Here is a 24,257-nt window from a genome sequence, read left to right on the forward strand (position 1 = left end):
CGCAGCGAAGCAATCCACCTTACCACGCAAAGAAAGAAGAATGGATTGCTTCGTCGCTACGCTCCTCGCAATGACGGACTCCGCAGCCGCCGCGTTAACACCTCAACAAACCGGTCGGCATCGGCTTCGTCATTATAGACGTGCGGCGACACACGCATGCGCCCCAGCCGCGTTGCGACATAGACGCCTTCGCTTGCCAGTCCTTCGACGAGGCCCGCCGGCATTCCGCCCTTGAAGGCGAGGCTCACTATATGCGGCGCCCGCAGATGAGGTTCGGGAACGTGGACGCCGATGCTGCGCACGGCTTGCGCGATCCGCTCCGTCAACATCGTGAGACGCTGCACGATAGCCGGCGCTCCCCATTCGACTATCATCTCCATGCCGATCGAGGCCATCTCCATCGAGATGAAATGATCGCGCTCGCCCATGTCGAAGCGCCGCGCATCGCCAACGTAACTGACATCCGTGAAATAGACCGCGTTCTCGGCGCGCACGTTGCGACGGCCAGAGGCGGTCTGCTCGAGCGGGATACCGCCTTGATGGCGTTTTGCAACATAGAGAAAGGCGCGGCCGTAGGGTCCGAGCAGCCATTTGTAGGTCGGGAAGATCACAAAATCCGGGTCGAGACGCTTCACGTCGGTCGTTAGCACGCCAGTGCCTTGCGTCGTATCGACGAGAAAGGCAGCGCCTCGTTGCCGGAGCGCCGTGCCGACCTTGTCGACGTCGATCAACCCACCATCCGACCAGTGCACGGATGAGATTGAGGCCAGGCTGACCGGTGGTGCGCCGGATCGTTCGATCGCGGCAAGCACCGCCGACGTCCAATCGCCATCGTCGGGTTGCCGAACCGTCTCGACGGCGAACCCTTCCGCCTCGGCCCGCGTATGCCATTCGAGCACCGGCGAGGAGTGGTCGTTCTCCAGCACGATCACGCGCGTGCCGCGGGCGATCGGCAGCATCTTCGCGGCGGTCGCGACGCCGTAACTGACCGAGGGAATCAGCGCGATATCCGCGGCCTCGGCATTGATTAGCCGGGCGGCAGCACGGCGCGCGCGTTCATGCTGTTGGTTGGCGAAGGAGGCCTCGATCGTCCACGGCATGCCCTTGCGGAGAACCGCGGCGCGGCCGGCCTCCAGCGTTCGAATCGGCAGCGGGCTGTAGGAGGCGGCATTCAGGTAGCAGATCTGGCGCGGTATCTCGAACAGGGCGCGCTGTGATGGGAGCATTTGGATGGTCTCTTTGCTGGCGGCACATCCATTATGGCCGATCTCGACTACGCCAGCCACAGGAGCATTGCTCCGATTGCCCTACACTTGCTTTCGCAACATAGCGCATTCCTCCCCTGAGTTTTGCGCGCTTTTTGTTTGGTTGCAGTGCTGATACGAAATCTTACATGGATTGCGGCGGCCGCCGCGCGACAGATCACGCAATCGCGAGACGGCTCGAATCAGCCTGGAGCCAAACCAATGACCGACGCCCCCGTTAACGATCCCGCCGAATACGTGCCGCCGAAAGTCTGGACCTGGAACAAGGAAAGCGGCGGCCGGTTCGCCGCGATCAATCGCCCGATCGCAGGCCCTACGCATGAGGCGGAGCTGCCGGTTGGCCGCCATCCGTTCCAGCTCTACTCGCTGGCTACTCCCAACGGCGTCAAGGTCACCGTGATGTTCGAGGAGCTGCTTGCGGCTGGCCACAGCGGTGCGGAGTACGATGCCTGGCTGGTCAAGATCGACGGCAACCAGTTCGGCAGCGGCTTTGTCGCTGTTAATCCGAATTCGAAGATCCCCGCACTGATGGATCGCAGCGGACCGACGCCGATCCGGGTGTTTGAGTCCGGTGCGATCCTGATGCATCTCGCCGAAAAGTTCGGTGCGTTTTTGCCGACCAGCGGGCCGGCGCGGGCCGAATGCCTGTCGTGGCTGTTCTGGCAGATGGGCAGCGCGCCGTTTCTCGGCGGCGGCTTTGGCCATTTTTACGCCTACGCGCCGACCAAGATCGAATACGCCATCGACCGCTACGCCATGGAGGTGAAGCGCCAGCTCGACGTGCTCGATCGGCGTTTGGCCGATAACGAATATCTCGCAGGGAGCGAATACACGATCGCCGACATGGCGACCTGGCCGTGGTACGGCGCGCTGGCCAAGGGTCTGGTCTACGGCGCCGGCGAATTCCTCTCGGTGCACGAATACAAGAACGTGCAGCGCTGGACCGACGCGATCGCCAAGCGCCCGGCGGTGAAGCGCGGGCGCATGGTCAACCGCATCTCCGGCGATCCGGCAAGCCAGTTGCACGAGCGGCATGACGCGAGTGATTTCGATACCAAGACGCAGGACAAGATCGGCGAGCCGGCAAAGGGGTGAGGCGAGGGGAACGCGATGAGCTTCTTCGAAAAAGGTCCGGTTCGCATCCACTACGAGGAAGCCGGCTCCGGCTTTCCGCTGCTATTGATCGCCGGCGGCGGATTGAATTCTAACATCTCCGGCATTACCGGCGACTATCCGCCCTTCAATGCCATCAAGGAGTTCGGCAACGAATATCGTTGTATCGCCTACGACCTGCGCAACGCGCCACCCGGTCAGTCGTCAGGCCCGCTTGAGATCGACCGTCCCTGGGATTCCTACACCGACGACCAGCTCGCGCTGATGGATCATCTGGGATTCGACAAATTCATGGTGCTGGGCTTCTGCATCGGCGGTCCCTTGATCTGGAATCTCATCAAGCGCGCACCGGACCGCGTTGTGGCGGGCGTGCTGGCGATGCCTTCGGGCTCGCGCCCCGAGATGCGCGACCTGTTTTACAATAACAACATGACCGGCTGGGCGCCGGAACTGACAAAACGCCGGGACGACATCACGATGGAGCAGGCCGAGAAATTCCTGACCCGAATGTATCGCACCGATCCGGATTTCGTCTTCACGGTCACGCGCGATTTTGTGCGAAGCTGTCAGACGCCGGTGCTGATCCTGCCCGACGACATCCCGGCGCATCCTTATGCGGTTGCGATGGAGAGTGCGCTGTTGGCGCCGAACGCGGAAGTCAGCCTGTTTCCGTGGAAGGAGCCGAAAGAGCGGGTGCCGCTCGCGGTGCGGCAGATCCGGTCATTCCTGCGCGCGCATAGGCCAAATTAGACCGCTGTCTTCGCCCCTTCCGCCGGCGGAAACACCACGCGGTCGTCGGTCCGGCAGTAACGATCCGCGAACATGCGGCCGATCGGGTGATAGCGCTCCATATGCACGCGCATCGCGGCGTGGTCCCACAATTCGTCGCGGATGTGGAAGTGGATGCCTTCGCCCATCACCAACAGCCGGTCGCCGTTGACGTCGATCTCCTTCCAGGTCTTGCACTCCATCGCAAACGGCGCATCGGCCAGCCGCGGTACGGCGATTTTGGTCGAGGGCGCCAGTTTGAGATCGAGATAGTCCGGCTCGCCGACCTCGGGCGGAAAGTCGCCGCTGCTTTCATGCATTGCCCGCGCCAACGGCTCGTCGGTCATGTTGACGACGAACTCGGCCGTTCGGCGGATGTTGATTACGGTATCCTTGACGCGGCCGTCGGGCCGCAGATTGGCGGCAAACATGCAGAGCGGCGGATCCTCGCAGAACACGTTGAAGAAGCTGAACGGCGCCGCGTTGACCACGCCGGCCGAACCGATCGTCGTCACCCAGGCGATCGGCCGCGGCAGCACGAAGGAGGTGAGCACCTTGTAGCGCTCGCGGGGTTTGAGGTCGCTGGGGGCGTATTGCATGGGGAACTCGCGGTGGGGTGAGCCTACTTCCGTCATTGCGAGCGAAGCGAAGCAATCCATCGCGTCACAAGCTGAGGAATGGATTGCTTCGTCGCTTTGCTCCTCGCAATGACGGTTGCATCGAAATCAACCTACGGCATGCTCAGTTCATGCCTTCCGACCACCATCCAGTGCACCTCGTCCGGACCGTCGGCGAAGCGGAGGTGGCGGACGTCCTGGTACATCTCGCCGAGCGGGCTCCACTGCGAAATGCCGGTCGCGCCGTGCATCTGGATCGCCTGGTCGATGATCCTGCAGGTGCGCTCCGGCACCATGGCCTTGACCATGCTGACCCAGATCCGCGCCTCCTTGTTGCCGAGCACGTCCATCGCCTTGGCGGCTTTCAGCACCATCAGGCGCATCGCCTCGATTTCGCAGCGCGCCTGGGCAATGATCTGCAAGTTTCCGCCGAGATGGGCGATCTTCTTGCCGAAGGCTTCGCGGGTGAGCCCGCGCGAAACCATCAGGTCGAGCGCCTTTTCCGCCTTGCCGATCGTGCGCATGCAGTGATGGATGCGCCCGGGCCCGAGGCGGACCTGCGAGATTTCAAAGCCGCGGCCTTCGCCGAGCAAGATGTTCTCCTTCGGTACCCGGCAATTGTTGAAGCGCAGATGCATGTGGCCGCGCGGCGCGTGGTCGTGGCCGAACACGTGCATCGGGCCCAAAATCTCGACGCCGGGGGTGTGGATCGGCACCAGGATCTGCGACTGCTGCTTGCTTGGCGGCCCATCGGGATTGGTCTTCACCATCACGATCATGATCTTGCAGCGCGGATCGCCGGCGCCGGAGATGTAATACTTCTCGCCGTTGATTACCCATTCGTCGCCGACGAGTTTTGCCGTGGTGGAAATATTCTTGGCGTCGGAGGAGGCAACGTTGGGTTCGGTCATCGCGTAGGCCGAGCGGATTTCGCCTGCCAGCAGCGGCTTCAGCCACTTCTCCTTCTGCTCCTTGGTGCCGACGCGCTCCAGCACTTCCATGTTGCCGGTGTCGGGCGCCGAGCAGTTCATGGTCTCCGACGCCAGCGGATTCTTCGCCAGTTCAACCGCGATATAGGCGTAGTCGAGATTCTTCAGGCCTTCGCCGGTCTCGGCATCAGGCAGAAAGAAATTCCACAGGCCTTCTTCCTTGGCCTTGTCCTTGGCCTTCTGCAGCACCGCCAGTTGCTCCGGCGTAAAGCTCCAGCGGTCCTTCTTGCCCTCGCCGAGCCGCATGAACTCGACCGACATCGGATCGACGGTCTCGCGGATGAATTTTTTGACGTGCTCGTACAGCGGACGAACCTCGTCCGACATGCGCAAATCGTTGAGTTCTTCGCCCGGGTTGAGATTGTAGGTCGTCGTCCGCGGGATGTAGGCGTGTTTCATGGATTGTTCCTCCCATTTGCGCAGACCATTCATCGCGCACTCGGCTCGTTGGCCGGCAATGTAGACGGCGGGGAGGGGCTTGCACAAGCACGGGCGCGCGACGCTGGATTTTCCGCCTCATGGCAAGCGCGTAGTGCGTGGATGGGTTAGAGCCAACGGCCGGACCCGTTGGCTCTACCCATCCTACAATTCATTTGCGCCTGGCGTGCCGATCGAACGCGCTCAGCACGGCGAGCGTCATCGCGGTGACGCCGGTTTCGATGGTCGGCCTCGGCACCGGCGCGAACAGCGGCGAATGATTGGACGGTATCGGCGGGCCACCGTTGCGTGCCGAGACGATACGTTCCTGGTCATAGACGCCGATGTTGAACATCATCGACGGTACGCCCGCGCCGGCGAATTCGGAGAAATCCTCGCTGGCGGTTCCCGGCGGCGAAATCTTGAACTTATCGCCGAATGCCGCCTTCAGCACGTCTGCGGTGGCCGCGACCACATCCGGATCGTTCATGACGGGCTTGGTACCCTCGACGATCTTGATGTCGGGAGCGGGAGCGTCCGACATCGCCGCGGCCGCCTTTGCCGTTCGTTCGATCCCGGCATGTAGTTTGGCGCGAACCTCGGGCTTGTAGGAGCGAATGGTGCCGGAGAGCCGCACCGAGTCGGGGATGATATTTGGAGCGGTGCCACCGTGAATGGCGCCGATACTCACGACACCGAATTCAGTCGGGTCTTTTTCACGGCTGATCACGCTTTGCACTTCGACAATGAAGCGCGCCGCTATCCCGACAGGGTCGACGGTCGTGTGCGGTGCCGAACCGTGACCGCCGCGGCCGTGGAATGTTATATCGAGGCCGTCGGCGGCGGACGAGCCTACTCCTGTGCGATAGAAGCCCGTGCCATGAGAGAACGGACCGGCATGCAGGGCGAGGGCGATATCGGGTTTGGGGAAGCGCGTGAACAGGCCATCCGCCAGCATGGCCTTGGCGCCCGCCACGATTTCTTCCGCCGGTTGGGCGATGAACATCAGCGTGCCGCGCCAATGCTCTTTCAGGCCAAGCAGCGTCTTCGCCGTCCCGACCCAGCTCGCCATGTGGATATCGTGGCCGCAGCTATGGGCGACGAATACCTCCCGCCCGTTCCAGTTGGCCTTGTCGCGGCTCGCATAGTCGAGGCCGGTCTTCTCCTCCATCGGCAGCGCATCGAGCTCGGTGCGCACCATGATGGTGGGGCCGTCGCCATTTTTGTAGATGGCGACCAGTCCGGTCTTGCCGACATTCTCGGTGACGTCGAAGCCGAGCGCGCGCATTTCCGCGGCGAGCCTCGCGGCGGTTTTTACCTCCTGAAACGCAAGCTCAGGATGGGCGTGGATTTCCTTGTAGAGCGCGTCGAGCTTCGGATAGTCGCTTGCGAGCGAGGCTTCGATCGCCTTCTGCAGGGTGGCGACATCGAGCTCGGCGTGGGCGGGCAGCGTGATGGTTGCGAATAGCGCGGCGGACGCCGCCAATGAGATGGCAGATCGCTTCATGGCCTGACGTTCCTTCGATTGTGCCGCAATCCGTGCTGCGTAGGGTGGGTTACCCCTTCGGCTAAACCCACCCTACAGTCTTCGTTTACGCCGGCATCCGGTGCATCGCGCAGATCTTGTTGCCGTCGAGATCGCGCAAATAAGCGAGATAGAGTTTGCCCGCGCTGCCCTCGCGGATGCCCGGCGGATTTTCGCAAGTCGTTCCGCCATTGGCGATGCCGGCCGCGTGCCATGCGTCGGCCTGTTCGGGCGAGTCGGCCGCAAAACCGATGGTGCCGCCATTGGCGGGCGTCGCGGGCTGGCCGTTGATCGGCTTGGTCACCGAGAATATTCCGGTCTTGGTGATGTAGAAAATGCGGTGGCCGTCGACCCGCGCCGGCCGCACACCGAGCGTGCCGAGCAATGCGTCATAGAACGCCTTGGCTTTGTCGAGGTCGTTGGTGCCGATCATCACATGCGAAAACATTTCTTCAATTCCCTCCCAGTTTTTCCGGACGAACAACGCAAAATTGCTTGCCACTTCACTTTCCGGGCCGCCTCATCACGCTGCTCGTTACCGGGCAATGTAGACGGCGGCGCGGGCGTTCTACAAGCAGCCCCTCCGGGTAGCCGAAAAGCCACGATCCCACCGGATTACGGATCGTTAATTCGGCTGGCGCGTTGGTTCCTGTCGCCAAACGCGGCGCCTCGACGCACCCCGGCATCTTGAAGCGCGGCCACGGGAGTTCCTACCTTTGGGATGCTAGCCCGGCGTTCAGCCGCGGGCGGCAAGGAGACGACAATGAGCTATTTTAAGACTGCCATTCTGTTGGCCGGTCTGACCGGCCTCTTCATGGGGCGTCGGCTATCTGATCGGCGGCGCCACCGGTGCCACGATCGCGCTCGTGATCGCGGCTGCGACCAATATTTTCGCCTACTGGAATTCGGACCGCATGGTGCTGTCGATGTACGGCGCCCATGAGGTCGACCAGCGCACGGCGCCCGACCTCTTCAATCTCGTGGCTGAACTCGCCGGCCGCGCCGGCCTGCCGATGCCGCGCGTGTTCCTGATGGACGAGCCGCAGCCCAATGCCTTCGCCACCGGCCGCAATCCGCAGAACGCGGCGGTCGCCGTGACCACGGGTCTGGTGCAGTCGGTCAGCCGCGAAGAGCTCGCGGGCGTGATCGCGCACGAGCTCGCACACATCAAAAATCACGATACGCTGCTGATGACCATCACCGCGACCATCGCCGGTGCGGTCTCGATGCTGGCGCAGTTCGGCATGTTCTTTGGCGGCAACCGCGACAACGGTCCCGGCATCATCGGATCGATTGCCATGATGATCCTGGCCCCGCTCGGCGCCATGCTGGTGCAGATGGCGATCAGCCGGACCCGCGAATACGCTGCCGACGATCTCGGCGCGCGTATTTGCGGTCAGCCGATGTGGCTTGCGTCCGCTCTGGCCAAGATCGCCAATGCCGCGCATGTCGTGCCGAATGTCGAAGCCGAGCGCAATCCGGCGACCGCGCACATGTTCATCATCAACCCGTTGTCGGGTCAGGGCATGGACAATCTGTTCACGACGCACCCCTCGACCGAGAACCGCATCGCCGCGTTGCAGCAGCTCGCGGCGGAGCTTGGCGCGCAGGGCGGCACCTTCTCCGCCAACGCGCGCGCCAACTATCCGGGCCGCGGCCCATGGGGCCGGACTTCAACCTCGCGCGGCCCGTGGGGATAGACTGACCGCGTAGGGTGGGCAAAGGCGCTTCGCGCCGTGCCCACCATCTCTCGTCGAGCGCACTTCTCTGATGCGCGTCGTCCCTGCCTCCGTGCGCAATCGCGCACTCGGCGCAGGGACCCATAACCACCAGCCTACATTGTTGAAACGCAGCCATCGTCCCGAGTGCCCATTCCGGCGGCCGCGGAGTATGGGTCCCCTGCGTTCGCAGGGACGACAGCAGTTACGCCCACAGCCAATCTCAAAACGCCGTGTACCCGCCATCGATCACAAAGCAATCCGCGGTATGATACGACGACGCCTGGCTCATGATGTACACCGCGATGCCGCCGAAATCCGCGGGCTCGCCGAAGCGGCGCACTGGAATGCGCGGCATTACGTTGGCGACGAATTTGTCGTTGGCCATCAGCCCTGACGTCATGTCGCTCTTGATCCAGCCGGGCAGGATCGCGTTCGCGGTGACGCCGTAGCGCGCCAGCTCGACCGCGAGCGCGCGGCACAGCGCGTTCAGCGCCGCCTTGGTGCCGGCGTAGTGCTCGTTGCGCGCGGTGCCGAACAAGGACGCCAGGCTCGAGGTCGCAACTAGCCGGCCGAATTTGTCGCCGGCTTCCGCACGTTCGGTCATGTGGCGGGCGGCGGCCTGAAACACGTGGAAGACGCCGTCGAGATTGGTCGCGAACATTTTTCGCCATTCCTCCTCTGTGCGGTCGATAAAGGCGCGCCGTCCGCCGCCGCCGATGCCGGCATTGGCAAAGCAGCCGTCGACGCGGCCGAACGCATCGAGCGTCGCCTTCATCGCGGTCTTGACGGAGGCGGGGTCGGTGACGTCGCAGATCTGCGTATGGACCTTGCCGGGCCCGGCCGACATGGTTTCCGCCGCGCTCTTGTTCTTGTCGCCATTGCGGCCCCAGATCGAGACGTTGCAGCCTTGGGCGTTCAGCGCCTGCGCAATGCCGAGGCCGATGCCGCCATTGCCACCGGTGATGACCGCCGTGCGGCCGGTGAGGTCAAAGATGCTCATTGGATGTTTCCATTTTGTTTGGCAACAGAGTTGCGCCCTGCGGCGGGCAGATGTTCTGGCGCAAGCATGGACAACGCCGCCCAGAAAATCAAATATGGGCGAGACATCGTCCGGTCTTCCGCGCAGCGAAATAGCGCGTAAACACAAGTTGAGGAAACAATGCAGTTCAAGCACGTCACGCTCGATTTCGATGGCGCGGTCGCCGTTCTCAAGCTCGACCATCAGGAGGTCATGAACGCGGTCTCGATGGACATGCTGGGTGGGCTTGGCGAAGCGCTCGACGCGATCGAGGAGAAGCGAGAGGAGGTGCGCTGCCTCGTGCTGACCGGCGCCGGACGCGCCTTCTGCACCGGCGCCAATCTGCAGGGCCGCAACAACCAGAAGCCCGGCAAGAGCAATGCCGGTCAATCGCTGGAAATCGGCTTTCACCCGTTCCTGCGGCGGCTGCGCCGGCTGCATTGCCCGATCGTCACGGCCGTCAACGGTCCCGCTGCGGGCGCCGGCATGAGCTTTGCGCTGATGGGCGACATGATCCTCTGCGCCCGCTCGTCCTATTTCCTGCAGGCGTTCCGCCGCATCGGCCTGGTGCCGGACTGCGGCTCGACCTGGCTGTTGCCGCGCTTGATCGGCAAGGCGCGCTCGGTGGAATTGTCGCTGATGGGCGAACGGTTGCCGGCAGAGAAGGCGCTGGAATGGGGCCTCGTCAACCGCGTCCATGACGATGCTGACTTGATGGAGGAGGCGATGAAGCTCGCGCATGAGCTCGCCAATGGCCCGACCATCGCGCTGTCGCTGATCCGAAAGCTCTACTGGGACAGCCCGGAAAATTCCTTCGAGGAACAGCTCAACCTCGAATTCGAATCGCAACGCATCGCCGGCGCGGCTGATGATTTCAAGGAAGGCGTTGCTGCCTTCCTCGAAAAGCGCCCCGCCAAGTTCAAAGGCAAATGATCGAGGACCAACTCGCACGCTGCGTCGTCTCCTGGTATCCAGGGGCGACCGGCGTGACCGGGGCCGCAAAACTTTCCGGCGGCGCCAGCCAGGAGACCTGGACATTCGATATCGTGCATCCGGGCGGCAATGTTGGCGCCATCCTGCGCCGCGCGCCGCCGGGCTATGGCGCGTCGCCGGGGCGGGCCGCCGGCCTCGATGCCGAGGCGACACTGATGCAATTGGCACATGACGCCGGCCTGCCTTCACCGCGCGTGATGCATGTGCTGAAGCCGGCGGACGAACTCGGCCGCGGCTTCATCATGCAGCGGATCGAGGGCGAGACCATCGCGCGGAAGATTCTGCGCGATGAGCAGTTCGCCAAGGCGCGGCCGATCCTGGCGCGGCAGTTGGGTCGCGTGATCGCCGGCATTCACGGCTTGCCGTCGGCGAAACTGCCGAAGTTGCGCGAGATGAGCGCGACCAAGGAGATCGCCGACCTCGAGCGGGAATACCGCAGCTTCGACTGGCCGCGGCCGGTGTTCGAACTCGCCCTGCGCTGGCTGCGTGAGCGCGATCCCGGACCGTCGCAGCAGGTGACGCTGGTGCATGGCGATTTTCGCCACGGCAACCTCATCATCGGCGCCGATGGCGTCCGTGCGGTGCTGGACTGGGAACTCGCGCATGTCGGCGATCCGATGGAAGACCTCGGCTGGATCTGCGTCAACTCCTGGCGCTTCGGCGAGATCGACAAGCCGGTCGGTGGCTTTGGGACGCGCGAGCAATTGTTCGCCGGATACGAGGAAGCCGGCCGCACGGTCGATCCTGATCGTGTGATGTTCTGGGAAGTGATGGGCACGCTGCGCTGGGGCATCATGTGCTGCGGCATGATGCAGCGTTTCCGGCAAGGCCCCGACCATTCGATGGAACGCGCCATGATCGGTCGGCGTTCCTCGGAGACGGAGATCGATCTGCTACGGCTACTCGCGCCGCGAGGAAAGTAGGATGCAAGACGAACCGACCCCCACCGAACTGATCAAGGCGGTCGCGGATTTCCTCCGCAACGAGATTGCGCCCACCGTCAAGGGCCACAACGCCTTCAAGCTCCGCGTCGGCATCAACGCGCTCGACCTGGTGACGCGGCAATTGGCCCTGGAGCAGGGCAGCGATGCCGCCGAAGTCGCGCGGTTGAAGCAGTTGCTCGGCATGGATGGCGCGTTGATAGATCTCAATCGGGCGCTCTGCGAGAAGATCGCGAACGGAGAGGTCGATCTGCAGACACCGGGATTGGCAGAACATCTCTGGCAGACCACGATGGACAAGCTGGCCGTCGATCAACCGAACTATGCGTCGTACAAGCGCGAACTCGGAAAATCGTAGGATGGGTAGAGCGCAGCGAAACCCATCATGTGTCGAGGCCGGAACGATGGGTTTCGCTGCGCTCTAGCCATCCGGCATCGAGGCCGCTAACTCTCCGCCGTCATTGCGAGGAGCGCAGCGACGAAGCAATCCATCTCACCGCAAGTGGATAGATGGATTGCTTCGCTGCGCTCGCAATGACGGGGATAGAGCGTCGTGTTCATCACCGCCCCAGCCATTTCGGCGGACGCTTCTCGGCAAACGCCTTCGGTCCTTCGATGTAATCCTGTGAGGCCGCCATCGCCTTCACGGCCGGATACTCGCGCTGCTCGGCGATCGCCTGTTCCAGCGACACTTCGAGGCCGCGCTGAATGGCCTGCTTGGAGGCACGGATCGACATCGGCGAGTTCTTGCAGATCGTCTCCGCCCAGCGCTCCGCCGCGGCGAGTGCTTCACCGGCCGGAACCACCTCGTTGACGAAGCCGAGCTCGAGTCCCTCCTTGGCCGAGACGTGGCGCGCGGTGAGGATCATGCCCATGGCGCGCTTCAGCCCGATCTGTCGTGGCAGCCGGTGCACGCCGCCGGCAAGCGCGGCGAGGCCGACGCGCGGTTCGGGCAGCGCGAAGGTCGCATTCTCCGAGGCAATGATGAGGTCGCAGGCCAGCGCGATCTCGAAGCCGCCGCCCATTGCGACGCCGTTGACCGCGGCGATGATCGGCTTGTCGCAGTCAAAGCGCGAGGTGAGGCCGGCGAAACCGCCCTTGTCCCAGCCGCGCTTTCCGCCGGCCGCCTGCCATTTCAGGTCGTTGCCGGCGCAGAACGCCTTGTCGCCGGCGCCGGTGACGATCGCGACCCATTGCGCAGGGTCCGCGGAAAAATCGTCGAACACCTTGTTGAGCTCGAAATGCGCGTCGATATGCAGCGCATTGTACACTTCCGGCCGCGACAGCGTGATGATCGTGATCGGCCCCTTGCGTGTCACCTTGGAGAATTTCAGGTCCATGTTTGCTCCCGTTTCGATTTTCTGCGGCGAAGAATATTGGCCGCGATCATAGCGCTGCCCGACCGTTCGAAACCATCCAATTACGCAAGGCCCCCGCGCGTGCCAAGGCCTGCTCCGTTGCTTGACTTGGGCCTGGTCTTCTCACTCTATTCCGTTCGAGCAGGAGCGCTACGCAGCGCCTAAACGCAAATCAAAACAAACAATATTCCCGGGAGACCGCCTTGGATTTCAACCTGCCTGCCGACCTCACGGCCTATCTCGACGAACTCGATCGCTTCATCGCGCGCGAGATCAAGCCGCTGGAGGAAGCCGACGACAACATCCGCTTCTTCGATCATCGTCGCGAATGGGCGCGTACCGATTTCGAAAACGGCGGCTTGCCTCGGCATGAATGGGAAGCGCTGCTGCGCAAGGCCAAGAACCTCGCCGACGCCGCCGGCCATTTGCGGTTCGCGATCCCGAAGCGCTATGGCGGCAAGGACGGGTCCAACCTCTGGATGGCCGTCATCCGCGAGCATTTCGCCTCAAAGGGCCTTGGTCTGCACAATGATCTGCAGAACGAGCATTCGATCGTCGGCAACCTGCCGCTCGTGACCATGCTCGACCGCTACGGCACTGACGAGCAGAAGGCGATGATCGAAGGCTCGATCACCGGAAAATACCGCATCACCTTCGGCCTCACCGAGCCTGATCACGGTTCCGACGCGACGCATATGGAAACCAGGGCGGTGCAGGCGACGCGTGACGACGTCAAGGGCTGGATCATCAACGGCCAGAAGATGTGGACGACCGGCATGCATGTCGCGACCCATTGTGCGCTGTTCGCCCGGACATCAGGCAATGACGGCGACGCGCGCGGCATCACGTGCTTCCTGGTGCCGGCCAAGAGCAAGGGCGTGAAGGTCGAGGAGTATATGTGGACCTTCAACATGCCAACGGACCATCCGCGCGTCAGCTTCACGGATGTGTTTGTCCCTGAGGATGCACTGTTCGGCGAGATCGGCCGCGGACTTTCGCTGGCGCAATGTTTTGTGCACGAGAACCGGATCCGGCAGGCGGCGAGCTCGCTGGGCGCGGCTGTCTACTGCATCAATGAGAGCGTCAAATATGCGCGCGAGCGAAAGCCGTTCGGTAAGGCGTTGGCCGAAAACCAGGCGATCCAATGGCCGCTGGTGGAGCTGGCGACGCAGGCCGAAATGCTCAGGTTATTGATCCGCAAGACCGCGTGGGAGATGGACCAGCTCACACAGGCGCAGGTCGAGCACACCCTGTCCGATCGCGTGTCGATGTGCAACTACTGGGCAAACCGCCTGTGCTGCGAGGCCGCCGACCGCGCGATGCAGGTACATGGCGGCATGGGCTATTCGCGCCACAAGCCATTCGAACACATCTACCGCCACCACCGCCGCTACCGCATCACCGAAGGCAGCGAGGAAATCCAGAAGCGCAAGGTGGCGGGATTCCTGTTCGGCTATATGGGGGCGGGGAAGCACTGAGGAGCAAAGCCAAGGAGAAGATCATGGAAGGTGGATGTACATGCCGGCATATCCGCTACCGCCTGAACGGCAGGCCTATGATCGTGCATGCCTGCCATTGCACCTGGTGCCAGCGCGAGACCGGCACCGTGCACGCGCTCAATGCTATGTACGAAGCCGACAGAGTCGAGCATATCGCCGCCGAGCCCGAGATCATCGACACGCCGTCGGCGAGCGGCAAGGGCCAGCGCATCGCGCGCTGCCCGGTGTGCAAGGTCGCGGTCTGGAGCAACTATCCGGGCTCCGGGCCGGCGATCCGCTTCGTGCGCGTCGGCACGATGGACGATCCAACCCAGTGCCCGCCAGACGTACATATCTTCACGTCCACTAAGCAGCCTTGGGTAACGCTACCATCAGGCGCGAAGGCGTTCGCCGAATTCTACGATATCAACGAGGTCTGGTCGGACGAAGCGAAGGAGCGCCGGCGCGCGTTGCGCGAAAGAGCGGCAGCGAAGAAGTGAGCGGTTGCTATGCCCACAAGTCGTCGTCCCCGCGAACGCGGGGACCCATAACCACAGGGTGCAGTTTGAGTCACGGCCGTCAAGCGAAGGAAACTGGCACCTCTCGTATCAGCGATCGCACGGCGTATGGGTCCCTGCGTTCGCAGGGACGACATCGTTGATAGATCACGGATCAATTCACCTGCCGGTCCTTGCCCGCCCAATACGGCTCACGCAGATTCCGCCGCAAGATTTTCCCCGACGGATTGCGCGGCAGCGCTTCCATGAAGTCGACCGATTTCGGCGTCTTGAATCCCGCAATGCGTTCGCGCGTAAAATTGATGATGTCGGCGGCATTCGCCTGCTTGCCCGGCTTCATCACCACGATCGCCTTCACCGCTTCGCCCCATTTGTCGTCGGGGATGCCGATCACGGCGGCTTCGGCGACATCAGGATGATCGCAGATAGCGCTTTCGACTTCGGCCGGGTAGATGTTCTCGCCGCCGGAGATGATCATGTCCTTGATGCGGTCGTGGATGTAGAGGTAGCCGTCCTCGTCCATGTAGCCGGCATCGCCGGTGCGCAGCCAGCCGTCGCTGCCGAGAGTCCTGGCGGTGGCCTCCGGCAGGTTCCAGTAGCCGACCATGTTGGAGCCGGAGCGGGTCGCAATCTCGCCGACCTGGCGCGGCGGCAACTGGTTGCCGTCGGGATCGAGGATCGCAAGCTCGATGCCGGGCAGCGCCTTGCCGGCGGAGCGCATGCGCTCCAGCCCCTCGACATGATCCTCGGGCGGAAGGGCGACGATGGTGCCTGTCGTCTCGGTCATCCCATACAACTGCACGAAGCCGCACTTGAACACCTCGATGCACTCTTTGAGCAACGCAGCAGGAATCGGCGATGCGCCGTAGAGCATGTATTTCAGGCGCGAAAAATCCACCTGCCGCGCCCGCGGTTGCCGTACCACGAACTGCATCGCGGCAGGTACCATGAACAGTTTTGTAACGCCGGACTGCTCGAAGAAGTCCAGCACCTTGGTCGGATCGAACTCGCGGGCGATCACGCCCTTGGCGCCGTGATACAGCCCCATCACGCCCCAGCCGGAGCCGCCGATGTGGAAAACCGGCATCGCCACCAGCGAGACGTCGTCGCTCGACCATTTGTTCCATTCGGGCTTCTCGGCCTCGCTGCCGGCGTGCACCAGATTGAGGAAGTTGGCGTGCGACAGCATCGCGCCCTTGGGCTTGCCCGTGGTGCCCGAGGTATAGAGCTGGATCGCGATATCCTTCGGGCTGATCGCCACGTTCCGATCGTCGCCGCTGGCGGCGTCGCGCCAGGCCGTAAAATCCTGCCATTCCGGCGCGCCGCCCTCGGTGGTGATCACGTGGCGCACGTCGGGCAGTTGCGCCTTGATGTTGCGAACCTGCGTGATGAACTCGGGTCCTGCGAACAGCACCGGCGCCTTGCAGTCGCCGACGATGAAGGCGATCTCGGGACCGGCGAGCCGCCAGTTCACCGGCGCCATCACCACCTTGGCCTTCATCGCGCCCATCAGCAGTTCGAAATAGATGTCACTGTTCTTGCCGAGGTAGGCGATCCGCTCGCCCGGCTTGACGCCCATCGCAATCAGCGCATTCGCCACGCGGTTGGTCTTGATGTCGAACTCGGCGAAGCTGGTCTGGCGTCCCTCGAACTCATAGGCGATCGCGTCGCCGCGCGTTCTGGCGCGTTCGCGCACCATGTCGACGAGGGTCGTCAATTGCTGCGAAGCGGACATGTCTCTCCCGTATCGTCTTGTTATCGTTGCGCGGAGTTTGGCGGTATCGCGCGACAAAGACAATACGGCTCAGTCGTCCCTGCGAACGCAGGGACCCATACGCCGCGGCCTATCGGAAGGACGATGCGGCTGGTTGCCTTCGTAACAACTGGCGCTGGTGGTTATGGGTCCCTGCTTTCGCAGGGACGACAACTACCCCCGCGCGGCGCGGTCCTTCTCGTTCTGCGCCTTGATCGAGTCGCGCGCCTTGCTCCAGTCGTCGTCGCTCCAGTCGCGCAACTGATAGAAATTGCCGCCCATCGCGAGCGCCTGCGCGCCGTCCATGGCAATGGTCTCGCCGTTGATCCAGTCGCAACCGCCGGAGATCAGGAATACCGCGAGGTTCTGCAATTCCTCCATGGTGCCGACGCGGCCCATCGGGTTCTGCGCCCGCGTGCGCGCGCCGGCCTCGTCGCCCGGCTTGATGCGCTTGCTCATGCCTTCGGTCGGGATTTCGCCGGGCGCAATGGTGTTGAGGCGGATGCCGTATTTGCCCCATTCGACCGCAAGCGACATCGTCATGGCGTGGATCGCCGACTTGCTCATCGCCGACGGCACCACATAGGGCGAGCCATTGCGCACCCAGGTCACCGTGATCGATACCACGTTGCCGCGTTGCTTGGCGGCGATCCAGCGCCGACCGACAGCGTGCGTCACGTAGAAGGTGCCGTGCATGACAATGTTGGCGACGGCATCAAAGCCGCGCGGCGAGAGCTCTTCCGAGCGCGAGATAAAATTGCCGGCGGCATTGTTGATGAGATCGGTGAGGGGACCCGAGGTCCAGATCTGTTCGATCATTTCATCAACGGCCATGGCATTGCGAATGTCGACGCCGTGGCTAACCACGCGCCCGCCATGCAGATCCATCAATTCGGTTGCGGTCTCGTCGCAGACGATCTTGCGGCGGCCGCAGATGTGGACCTCGGCTCCCAGTTGGAGGAACCGCGCGGCCATGGATTTGCCGAGGCCGGTGCCGCCTCCGGTCACGAGAATGCGTCGCCCGGCGAGAAGCTGATCGTTGAACATCGTTTCCACCCAAGGGGATTGTCTGTTAATTGGTCGATTGACTAAAACCGGACAACACCGTTCTGTAAAGCAGCAACTGAGGAGATTTTTTCATGGAGCAGCGCGTCTCGATCTCGATTTCGGACGGCATTGCCGATGTCCGGTTGGTGCGTGCCGACAAGATGAATGCGCTCGATGCCGCGATGTTTGAGGCACTGGTGGCCACTACCGAGCGGCTGGCCAATGAAAAGGGCCTCCGGGTGGTAGTATTGTCCGGGGAGGGGCGGGCGTTTTGCGCCGGTCTCGATATGGGACGCTTTCAGGCCATGAAGGAAAGCGGCGGTAACGGGATCGCCGGCGGCGAGAAGCGCGACCTCACTGCACGCACCCATGGCATCGCGAACTTTCCGCAAGCTGCGGTCTGGGGCTGGCGCCAGCTTCCGGTGCCGGTGATCGCCGCGATCCAGGGCGTGGCGTTCGGCGGCGGCTTCCAGCTCGCGCTCGGGGCCGACATGCGATTCCTCACGCCAGACGCGCGGATGTCGATCATGGAAATCAAATGGGGCCTGGTGCCCGACATGGCCGGCACGCCCATTCTCGCAAGCCTCGTCCGCGACGATATTTTGCGCGAACTCACCTATACCGGCCGCATCTTCTCCGCGCAGGAGGCCATGAGTTATGGTCTCGCGACGCGGATCTGCGACGAACCGCGCACGGCAGCTTTCGAGGTCGCACGCGAAATCGCCGGCAAAAGTCCCGACGCGATCCGTGCCGCCAAGCGTATGCTGAACAAGCTCTCCGTCGATCCGGCTCCGGCGCTGCTGGCCGAATCCGTCGAGCAGCAGAAGCTGCTCGGCAGCCCCAACCAGACCGAAGCCGTGCGCGCCAATATGGAAAAGCGCGCGCCGCGGTTTGCGGACGCGTAGCGCGGCACTCCGTCATCACGGGGATAAGCCCGGTGATCCACGTTCTTTCTGGCTGCAGGCAAGCACGTGGATGGCCGGGTCAAGCCCGGCCATGACGAACTGAGAGATACTCGCAAGAAAAAGAACAAGACGATGACCGAAAACTCCCAACTCTTCCTCGGCATCATCAGCGGCGAGCGCCGGCGCGACCACGGCGAAGTCGCCGAACGGACCGAGCGCATCGCCTGCGGGCTGCAAAGGCTCGGCGTCAAACAAGGCGACAGCGTCGCCATGTTGATGCGCAACGACATCACCTTCATCGAAGCGGCTTATGCCGCGATGCGGCTCGGTGCCTATGGCGTGCCGGTCAACTGGCACTTCAAGCCGGAAGAGATCAACTATGTGCTGAAGGATTCGGGCACATCCGTGCTGGTCGCGCATGCCGACATGCTGCATCAGTTACGCGAGGCGATCCCGCAGGGCGTCACGGCGCTCAGCGTGCCGACCCCGCCGGAGATTCTCGCCAACTACAAGATCAATCCGGATCGTCTGACGACGCCCGACTTCGCGATCGATTACGAATCCTGGCTGAACCAACACCAGCGCTATGAAGGCCCGGCGGTGCCGCAGCCGCAGAACATGATCTACACCTCCGGCACGACGGGCCATCCCAAGGGCGTGCGCCGCTTTGCGCCGACGCCGGAGCAAAGCGCCAACGCCGAGCGCATGCGCGCGCTGATCTACGGCCTCAAGCCGGGTGCCCGCGCATTGCTTCCAGGGCCGCTGTATCATTCCGCGCCGAACTCGTTCGGCCTGCGCGCCGGCCGTCTCGGCGGCGCCCTGGTGATCATGCCGCGCTTCGACGCGGAACAATTTTTACGCGTGGTCACGACCGAGAAGATCGACACCATCTTCATGGTGCCGACCATGTTCATCCGGCTGATGAAGCTGCCCGAGGAAGTGCGCAGGAAGTATGACATGTCGTCCTTGCGCCATGTCATCCATGCTGCCGCGCCCTGTCCGGCGGACGTCAAGCGCGCGATGATCGAATGGTGGGGGCCGATCATCCACGAATTCTACGGCTCGACCGAGTCAGGTGCGGTTACGTTTGCGACTTCCGAGGACGCGTTGAAGAAGCCCGGCACCGTCGGCAAGATCGCGCCGGGTGCGGAATTGCGCTTCATCGGCGACGACGGCAGGGAACTGCCGCAGGGCGAGATCGGCGAAATCTACTCGCGCATCGCAGGCAATCCTGATTTCACCTACCACAACAAGCCGGAAAAGCGCGCCGAGATCGATCGCGACGGTTTCATCACCTCGGGCGATGTCGGCTATATCGACGCGGACGGCTATGTCTTCATCTGCGACCGCAAGCGCGACATGGTGATTTCAGGCGGCGTCAATATCTATCCGGCCGAGATCGAGGCTGCGCTGCATGCGATTCCCGGCGTGCACGATTGCGCGGTGTTCGGCATTCCCGACGCCGAATTCGGCGAGGCGCTGATGGCTGTGGTGGAGCCGCAGCCGGCGGTGACGCTAGATCCGACTTCCATCCGCAACCAGCTCAAGGTCGCGCTGGCCGACTACAAGGTGCCAAAGCACATCGAAATCCAGTCCAACCTGCCGCGGGAAGATTCCGGCAAGATCTTCAAGCGCCGCCTGCGCGATCCCTATTGGGAGCGGGCAGGGCGGAGGATTTAGCCGGCGCTGCCGTGCCAGCGCGAAGGGGGCTGCACTGCGTCCGGGATACCCCGGTGTGCACCGCCTCCATCTTTATCTTGCACCGCGGCAAAAAAATTGCACACTCGGAAGAGCCGGGCAGTTTGAGGTGGCCAGCCAATGTCTTCCCAGACCATGCCTTCCGAGATCGAAGTCCGGTCCAACCGCAGCGACGAGGCGCTGGCGTTGGAGGAGGATGCGCGGCTGCGGACCGACATTCGCCTGCTCGGGCGGATTCTCGGTGATACCGTCCGCGACCAGGAAGGCGCTGACGTCTTCGATCTGGTCGAACGTATCCGGCAAACCTCGATCCGGTTCCACCGGGACGAGGACAAGCTGGCGCGGCGGGAACTCGAGACCATCCTCGACAGCATGTCGATCAGCGATACCGTGCGGATCGTCCGCGCCTTCAGCTATTTTTCTCATCTCGCCAACATCGCCGAGGACCAGAACAACATCCGCCAGATGCGTGGCCGCGGTCCCGGCGGGCCGCGACCGAGCGCGCTGACCCAGACGCTCGCTCACGCAAAGACCGCCGGGATCAGCGCGGCCGAGCTGCGCCGCTTCTTCGAGGGGGCCCAGGTCAGCCCGGTCCTGACGGCACATCCCACGGAAGTCCGTCGCAAGAGCACGTTCGACCGCGAGATGGAGATCGCCGCGCTGCTCGACCGGCGCGAGCGCGTCCAGCTTACGCCGGAGGAGGCCGAGGCCTGCGACGAGCAGTTGCGCCGCGCCGTACTGACGCTGTGGCAGACCAACCTGCTGCGCCGGACCAAGCTGACCGTGCTCGACGAAGTCGCCAACGGCCTGTCGTTCTACGACTACACCTTCCTGCATGAGGTGCCGCGGCTGCATTGTGCGCTGGAGGACCGGCTGAACCGGGAGGAGGACGGCGCGCCCGGCGAGCTGGCGTCGTTCCTGACCGTGGGAAGCTGGATCGGCGGCGATCGCGACGGCAACCCCTTTGTCACTGCCGACGTCATGCGCGGCACGCTGCGCCTGCAATCGAGCCGGGTGATGAACTTCTATCTGGAAGAGTTGCATGTCCTCGGCTCCGAATTGTCGCTGGCCGCGCACCTCGCCGACGTCTCCGACGAATTGCGCGCGCTGGCCGAGCGGTCGCCGGATACTTCGCCGCACAGGAGCGGTGAACCCTATCGGCTCGCGGTATCCGGCATCTATGCAAGGCTGACCGCGACCGCTGCAAAGCTCGAGGTTGAGACGACGCGTCGTCCGGTCGGCGAGGCCGCGCCTTATGCGAGCGTGAAGGAGTTCAAGGCCGATCTCGACGTTCTGAATCGTTCTTTGATTGCGAACAATTCGGGCGTGATCGCGCGCGGTCGGTTGCGCTTGCTGCGTCGTGCCGTGGATTGCTTCGGCTTTCATCTGGCCCGGCTCGACATCAGGCAGAATTCCGCGGTGCACGAGCGCACGGTCGCGGAACTGTTCGATGCCGCGATTCCCGGCATGTCCTATCTGGCACTGAATGAGGAGGCCCGCGTCCATCTGCTGCTGCGCGAGCTGCGCAGTGCAAGGCCGCTGAGCTCGGTGTTCGTCAAGTACAGCGAAGAAACGCGCGGCGAACTCGCCATGTTCCGTGCCGCCGCCGAGGCCCATGCGCGCTTCGGCCCCGATGTGATCCACCAATGCATCACCTCCATGTGCAAGGGCATGTCGGATATGCTGGAGGTGGCGGTACTGTTGAAGGAGGTCGGCCTCGTCAATCCTTCCGGCCGCAGCGCCATCAACATCGTGCCGCTGTTCGAAACCATCGAGGATCTGCAGGCTTCATCCGGCATCATGGATAGGATGCTGGCGCAGCACGATTACCGCCGGCTGGTCGACAGCCGCGGCGGCATCCAGGAAGTGATGCTCGGCTATTCCGACAGCAACAAGGACGGCGGTTTCGTCACGTCGGGCTGGGAGCTGTATAAGGCCGAAATCGAACTGGTCGACGTGTTCGAGCGTCATGGCGTGCGCTTGCGGCTGTTCCACGGCCGTGGCGGATCGGTCGGCCGCGGCGGCGGGCCGAGCTATGACGCCATCATCGCGCAGCCCGGCGGCGCGGTGAACGGGCAGATCCGCATCACCGAGCAGGGTGAAATCATCTCCAGCAAATATTCCAATCCGGAAGTCGGTCGCAGCAATCTGGAAATCTTGGCCGCGGCGACGCTGGAGGCGAGCCTGCTGCATCCCAGGCAGAGCGCGCCGCGGAAAGAGTATCTCACGGCAATGGAGCAATTGTCGGCGCTGGCATTCAAGGCCTATCGCGGGCTGGTCTATGAGACCGAAGGCTTTGCCGATTATTTCTGGGGCTCCACCGTCATCACCGAAATCTCGACGCTCAACATCGGCAGCCGCCCGGCGTCGCGCAAGAAAACCCACGAAATCGAGGACCTTCGCGCCATCCCCTGGGTGTTCAGTTGGGCGCAGTGCCGGTTGATGCTGCCGGGCTGGTACGGCTTTGGCTCCGCGGTCGAGACCTGGATCGCGGAGCACCCGGAGCAGGGCATGGCCTTCCTGCAGGAGCTCTACCGCGAATGGCCATTCTTCCGCACGCTGCTGTCGAACATGGACATGGTGCTGGCCAAGAGCTCGATTGCGATCGCCTCGCGCTATGCCGAGTTGGTGCCGGACGTGGCCTTGCGCGAAAGCATCTTCGGGCGCATCCGGCGCGAGTGGCATGCCTCGATCGAGACCTTGCTCGACATCATGGGCCATGAGCGCCTGTTGCAGGGTAACCCGCTGCTGGAACGCTCAATCCGCAATCGCTTCCCCTACCTCGATCCGCTCAACCACGTGCAGGTCGAACTGTTGAAGGAGCATCGCTCGCATAGTCCGGACGAGCAGGTGCTGCGCGGGATTCAGCTTACGATCAACGGGATTTCTGCGGGGTTGAGGAATAGCGGGTGAGGTGAGCAAACTTCGGCCGTCGTCCCTGCGAACGCAGGGACCCATACCGCGTGATCTATCAGTAGGGGGAGGATGGGAGACATCATCCTTCAGCTACAGAACCCTGTGGTTATGGGTCCCCGCGTGCGCGGGGACGACTCGTGGTGGGAGATCGCACCTAACAATCAGCGCCCTTTGCGTTCACGGTTTCAACGCGCCCTGCGCACTTGTGTAGACCGCATAGAGCGATGATGAGCCGCAGATGTAGAGCCTATTCCGCTGCTGACCGCCGAAGCACAAATTGGCGACGGTTTCGGGAATGTGGATCTTGCCGAGCAGATCGCCGTCAGCCGTATAGCAACGCACGCCGTCCTCGTTCGGATCGCCCCAACCCACGGAGCACCACAGGCGCCCGGCGGTATCGCAGCGCAGACCATCGGTGATGCTGGGCTTGGGCATGTCCGCAAAGACCTTGCTGTTCGAAAGCTTGCCGGCCGCGAGATCCACGTCGAACACGCGGATATGCGACGGATTGTCCGGCCCGTCGGTGAAGCCGGTATCGCAGATATAGAGCTTCTTCTCGTCGGGCGAGAAGCACAGGCCGTTCGGCTCCACGAAGTCATCGACCACCACCTTGATGTCGCCGGATTTCGGATCCACCCGGTAGACGTTTTTCTTTTCCTGCTCGGGCTCCGCCTTGATGCCCTCGTAATAGCCGCCGATTCCGTAGGCTGGATCGCAGAACCAGATCGAACCGTCGGCCGCGACGACCGCGTCGTTCGGCGAGTTCAGTTTCTTGCCGTTGTACTTGTCGGCGATGATGGTGATCGAGCCGTCGAGCTCGGTTCGGGTGACCCGCCGGCCGGAATGTTCACAGGTGATCAGCCGTCCTTCGCGATCGATGGTGTTACCGTTCGAGTTCATCGAGGGCTGGCGATAGACGCTGAGATGACCGTCATCCTCCGAGAAGCGCATGATGCGGTTGTTGGGAATATCGGAGAACAGAACGTAACGCCCGGCTGCGAAGTAGACCGGACCTTCGGCCCAGCGGAATCCGGTCGCGACGCGCTCCACCGCCATCGTGCCGGCGAACGCCGGGAAACCGGTCGGTCCGAACGAAACCTTCGGCTTTTTCATCGACTCCAGGCGAGAGTCCGGATAGCGGGCGCCAGGAAGCGGGCCGAGCGGCAGGGGCGGCGTTGCCGTGGTTGGCGCGGCGGTCTGGCCGAGCGGCGCGACGG

20 protein-coding genes and 1 pseudogene are annotated in these 24,257 nt (G+C 63.0%); 11 read left to right on the top strand and 10 right to left on the bottom strand.

All coding sequences use genetic code 11. The features are described 5' to 3' along the window. Nucleotides 1-56: 56 nt before the first annotated feature. Nucleotides 57-1,226, bottom strand: a complete 1,170-nt coding sequence (locus V1273_RS11380; protein ID WP_334409650.1) for an aminotransferase class V-fold PLP-dependent enzyme — start codon at nt 1,224-1,226, stop codon at nt 57-59. 240 nt (nt 1,227-1,466) lie between these two features. Between V1273_RS11380 and yghU the strand changes: the two genes are divergently transcribed. Together yghU and V1273_RS11390 are read left to right on the top strand one after the other, a co-directional pair. Beyond that, nucleotides 1,467-2,360, top strand: a complete 894-nt coding sequence (gene yghU, locus V1273_RS11385) for a glutathione-dependent disulfide-bond oxidoreductase (RefSeq protein WP_334409651.1) — start codon at nt 1,467-1,469, stop codon at nt 2,358-2,360. Between the two features lie 15 nt (nt 2,361-2,375). Further along, nucleotides 2,376-3,128 (top strand): alpha/beta fold hydrolase, encoded by a 753-nt coding sequence (locus tag V1273_RS11390; protein ID WP_334409652.1) that lies wholly within the window; start codon nt 2,376-2,378, stop codon nt 3,126-3,128. On the opposite strand, the gene V1273_RS11395 is transcribed toward V1273_RS11390, so the two are convergent. The 4 genes from V1273_RS11395 to V1273_RS11410 all read right to left on the bottom strand — a co-directional run bounded on the left by V1273_RS11395 (nt 3,125) and on the right by V1273_RS11410 (nt 7,142). Next, nucleotides 3,125-3,745, bottom strand: a complete 621-nt coding sequence (locus V1273_RS11395) for a flavin reductase family protein (protein WP_334409654.1) — start codon at nt 3,743-3,745, stop codon at nt 3,125-3,127. The genes V1273_RS11390 and V1273_RS11395 overlap by 4 nt on opposite strands. Nucleotides 3,746-3,876: 131 nt before the next feature. Then, a complete protein-coding gene (locus V1273_RS11400; RefSeq protein WP_334409655.1) occupies nt 3,877-5,151 on the bottom strand; it encodes an acyl-CoA dehydrogenase family protein in 1,275 nt (424 codons plus the stop codon). A gap of 190 nt (nt 5,152-5,341) precedes the next feature. Further along, entirely contained in the window at nt 5,342-6,676 is a 1,335-nt protein-coding gene (locus V1273_RS11405; RefSeq protein ID WP_334409657.1) for an amidohydrolase, read from the bottom strand. 85 nt (nt 6,677-6,761) lie between these two features. After that, nucleotides 6,762-7,142: a VOC family protein gene (locus V1273_RS11410; protein ID WP_334367777.1), complete on the bottom strand. Its 381-nt coding sequence runs from the start codon at nt 7,140-7,142 to the stop codon at nt 6,762-6,764. 315 nt (nt 7,143-7,457) lie between these two features. Between V1273_RS11410 and htpX the strand changes: the two are divergent. Next, a pseudogene (gene htpX, locus V1273_RS11415) lies at nt 7,458-8,394 on the top strand (zinc metalloprotease HtpX). Between the two features lie 241 nt (nt 8,395-8,635). Here the strand turns inward: htpX and V1273_RS11420 are convergent. After that, a complete protein-coding gene (locus V1273_RS11420) occupies nt 8,636-9,415 on the bottom strand; it encodes an SDR family NAD(P)-dependent oxidoreductase (protein ID WP_334409658.1) in 780 nt (259 codons plus the stop codon). A gap of 159 nt (nt 9,416-9,574) precedes the next feature. Between V1273_RS11420 and V1273_RS11425 the strand changes: the two genes are divergently transcribed. The 3 genes from V1273_RS11425 to V1273_RS11435 are packed head-to-tail and all read left to right on the top strand — an operon-like array spanning nt 9,575 to nt 11,725. Beyond that, on the top strand, nt 9,575-10,366 hold the full coding sequence (locus V1273_RS11425; RefSeq protein ID WP_334409659.1) for an enoyl-CoA hydratase/isomerase: 792 nt from the start codon (nt 9,575-9,577) through the stop codon (nt 10,364-10,366). Continuing rightward, on the top strand, nt 10,363-11,349 hold the full coding sequence (locus tag V1273_RS11430) for a phosphotransferase family protein (RefSeq protein ID WP_334409660.1): 987 nt from the start codon (nt 10,363-10,365) through the stop codon (nt 11,347-11,349). The genes V1273_RS11425 and V1273_RS11430 overlap by 4 nt, the downstream gene beginning before the upstream one ends. A gap of 1 nt (nt 11,350) precedes the next feature. After that, complete coding sequence (locus V1273_RS11435; protein ID WP_334409661.1) at nt 11,351-11,725, top strand: DUF6285 domain-containing protein; 375 nt, start codon at nt 11,351-11,353, stop codon at nt 11,723-11,725. A 202-nt stretch (nt 11,726-11,927) separates the two neighbouring features. On the opposite strand, the gene V1273_RS11440 is transcribed toward V1273_RS11435, so the two are convergent. Beyond that, nucleotides 11,928-12,707 (bottom strand): enoyl-CoA hydratase-related protein, encoded by a 780-nt coding sequence (locus V1273_RS11440; RefSeq protein WP_028350950.1) that lies wholly within the window; start codon nt 12,705-12,707, stop codon nt 11,928-11,930. A gap of 221 nt (nt 12,708-12,928) precedes the next feature. On the opposite strand from V1273_RS11440, the gene V1273_RS11445 reads away from it, so the two are divergent. Further along, nucleotides 12,929-14,203 (top strand): acyl-CoA dehydrogenase family protein, encoded by a 1,275-nt coding sequence (locus V1273_RS11445; RefSeq protein WP_334409662.1) that lies wholly within the window; start codon nt 12,929-12,931, stop codon nt 14,201-14,203. Between the two features lie 23 nt (nt 14,204-14,226). Further along, nucleotides 14,227-14,703, top strand: coding sequence for a GFA family protein (locus V1273_RS11450; protein ID WP_334409663.1), 477 nt, complete (start codon nt 14,227-14,229; stop codon nt 14,701-14,703). Nucleotides 14,704-14,875: 172 nt separating this feature from the next. On the opposite strand, the gene V1273_RS11455 is transcribed toward V1273_RS11450, so the two are convergent. Continuing rightward, on the bottom strand, nt 14,876-16,456 hold the full coding sequence (locus tag V1273_RS11455) for a fatty acid--CoA ligase (protein ID WP_334367786.1): 1,581 nt from the start codon (nt 16,454-16,456) through the stop codon (nt 14,876-14,878). A gap of 192 nt (nt 16,457-16,648) precedes the next feature. Beyond that, nucleotides 16,649-17,521 carry an SDR family oxidoreductase gene (locus V1273_RS11460; protein ID WP_334367787.1) on the bottom strand — a complete coding sequence of 291 codons (873 nt, stop codon included), beginning with the start codon at nt 17,519-17,521 and terminating at the stop codon, nt 16,649-16,651. 92 nt (nt 17,522-17,613) lie between these two features. Between V1273_RS11460 and V1273_RS11465 the strand changes: the two genes are divergently transcribed. The 3 genes from V1273_RS11465 (at nt 17,614) to ppc (ending at nt 23,037) form a co-directional block, all read left to right on the top strand. Continuing rightward, on the top strand, nt 17,614-18,426 hold the full coding sequence (locus V1273_RS11465; protein ID WP_334409664.1) for a crotonase/enoyl-CoA hydratase family protein: 813 nt from the start codon (nt 17,614-17,616) through the stop codon (nt 18,424-18,426). Nucleotides 18,427-18,558: 132 nt separating this feature from the next. Beyond that, a complete protein-coding gene (locus V1273_RS11470) occupies nt 18,559-20,106 on the top strand; it encodes an acyl-CoA synthetase (protein WP_334409666.1) in 1,548 nt (515 codons plus the stop codon). 138 nt (nt 20,107-20,244) lie between these two features. Beyond that, entirely contained in the window at nt 20,245-23,037 is a 2,793-nt protein-coding gene (gene ppc / locus V1273_RS11475; RefSeq protein ID WP_334409667.1) for a phosphoenolpyruvate carboxylase, read from the top strand. Nucleotides 23,038-23,217: 180 nt separating this feature from the next. On the opposite strand, the gene V1273_RS11480 is transcribed toward ppc, so the two are convergent. Next, complete coding sequence (locus V1273_RS11480; protein WP_442893814.1) at nt 23,218-24,153, bottom strand: SMP-30/gluconolactonase/LRE family protein; 936 nt, start codon at nt 24,151-24,153, stop codon at nt 23,218-23,220. Nucleotides 24,154-24,257: the final 104 nt, after the last annotated feature.

The organism is Bradyrhizobium sp. AZCC 1721, assembly GCF_036924715.1.
Taxonomy (GTDB): domain Bacteria; phylum Pseudomonadota; class Alphaproteobacteria; order Rhizobiales; family Xanthobacteraceae; genus Bradyrhizobium.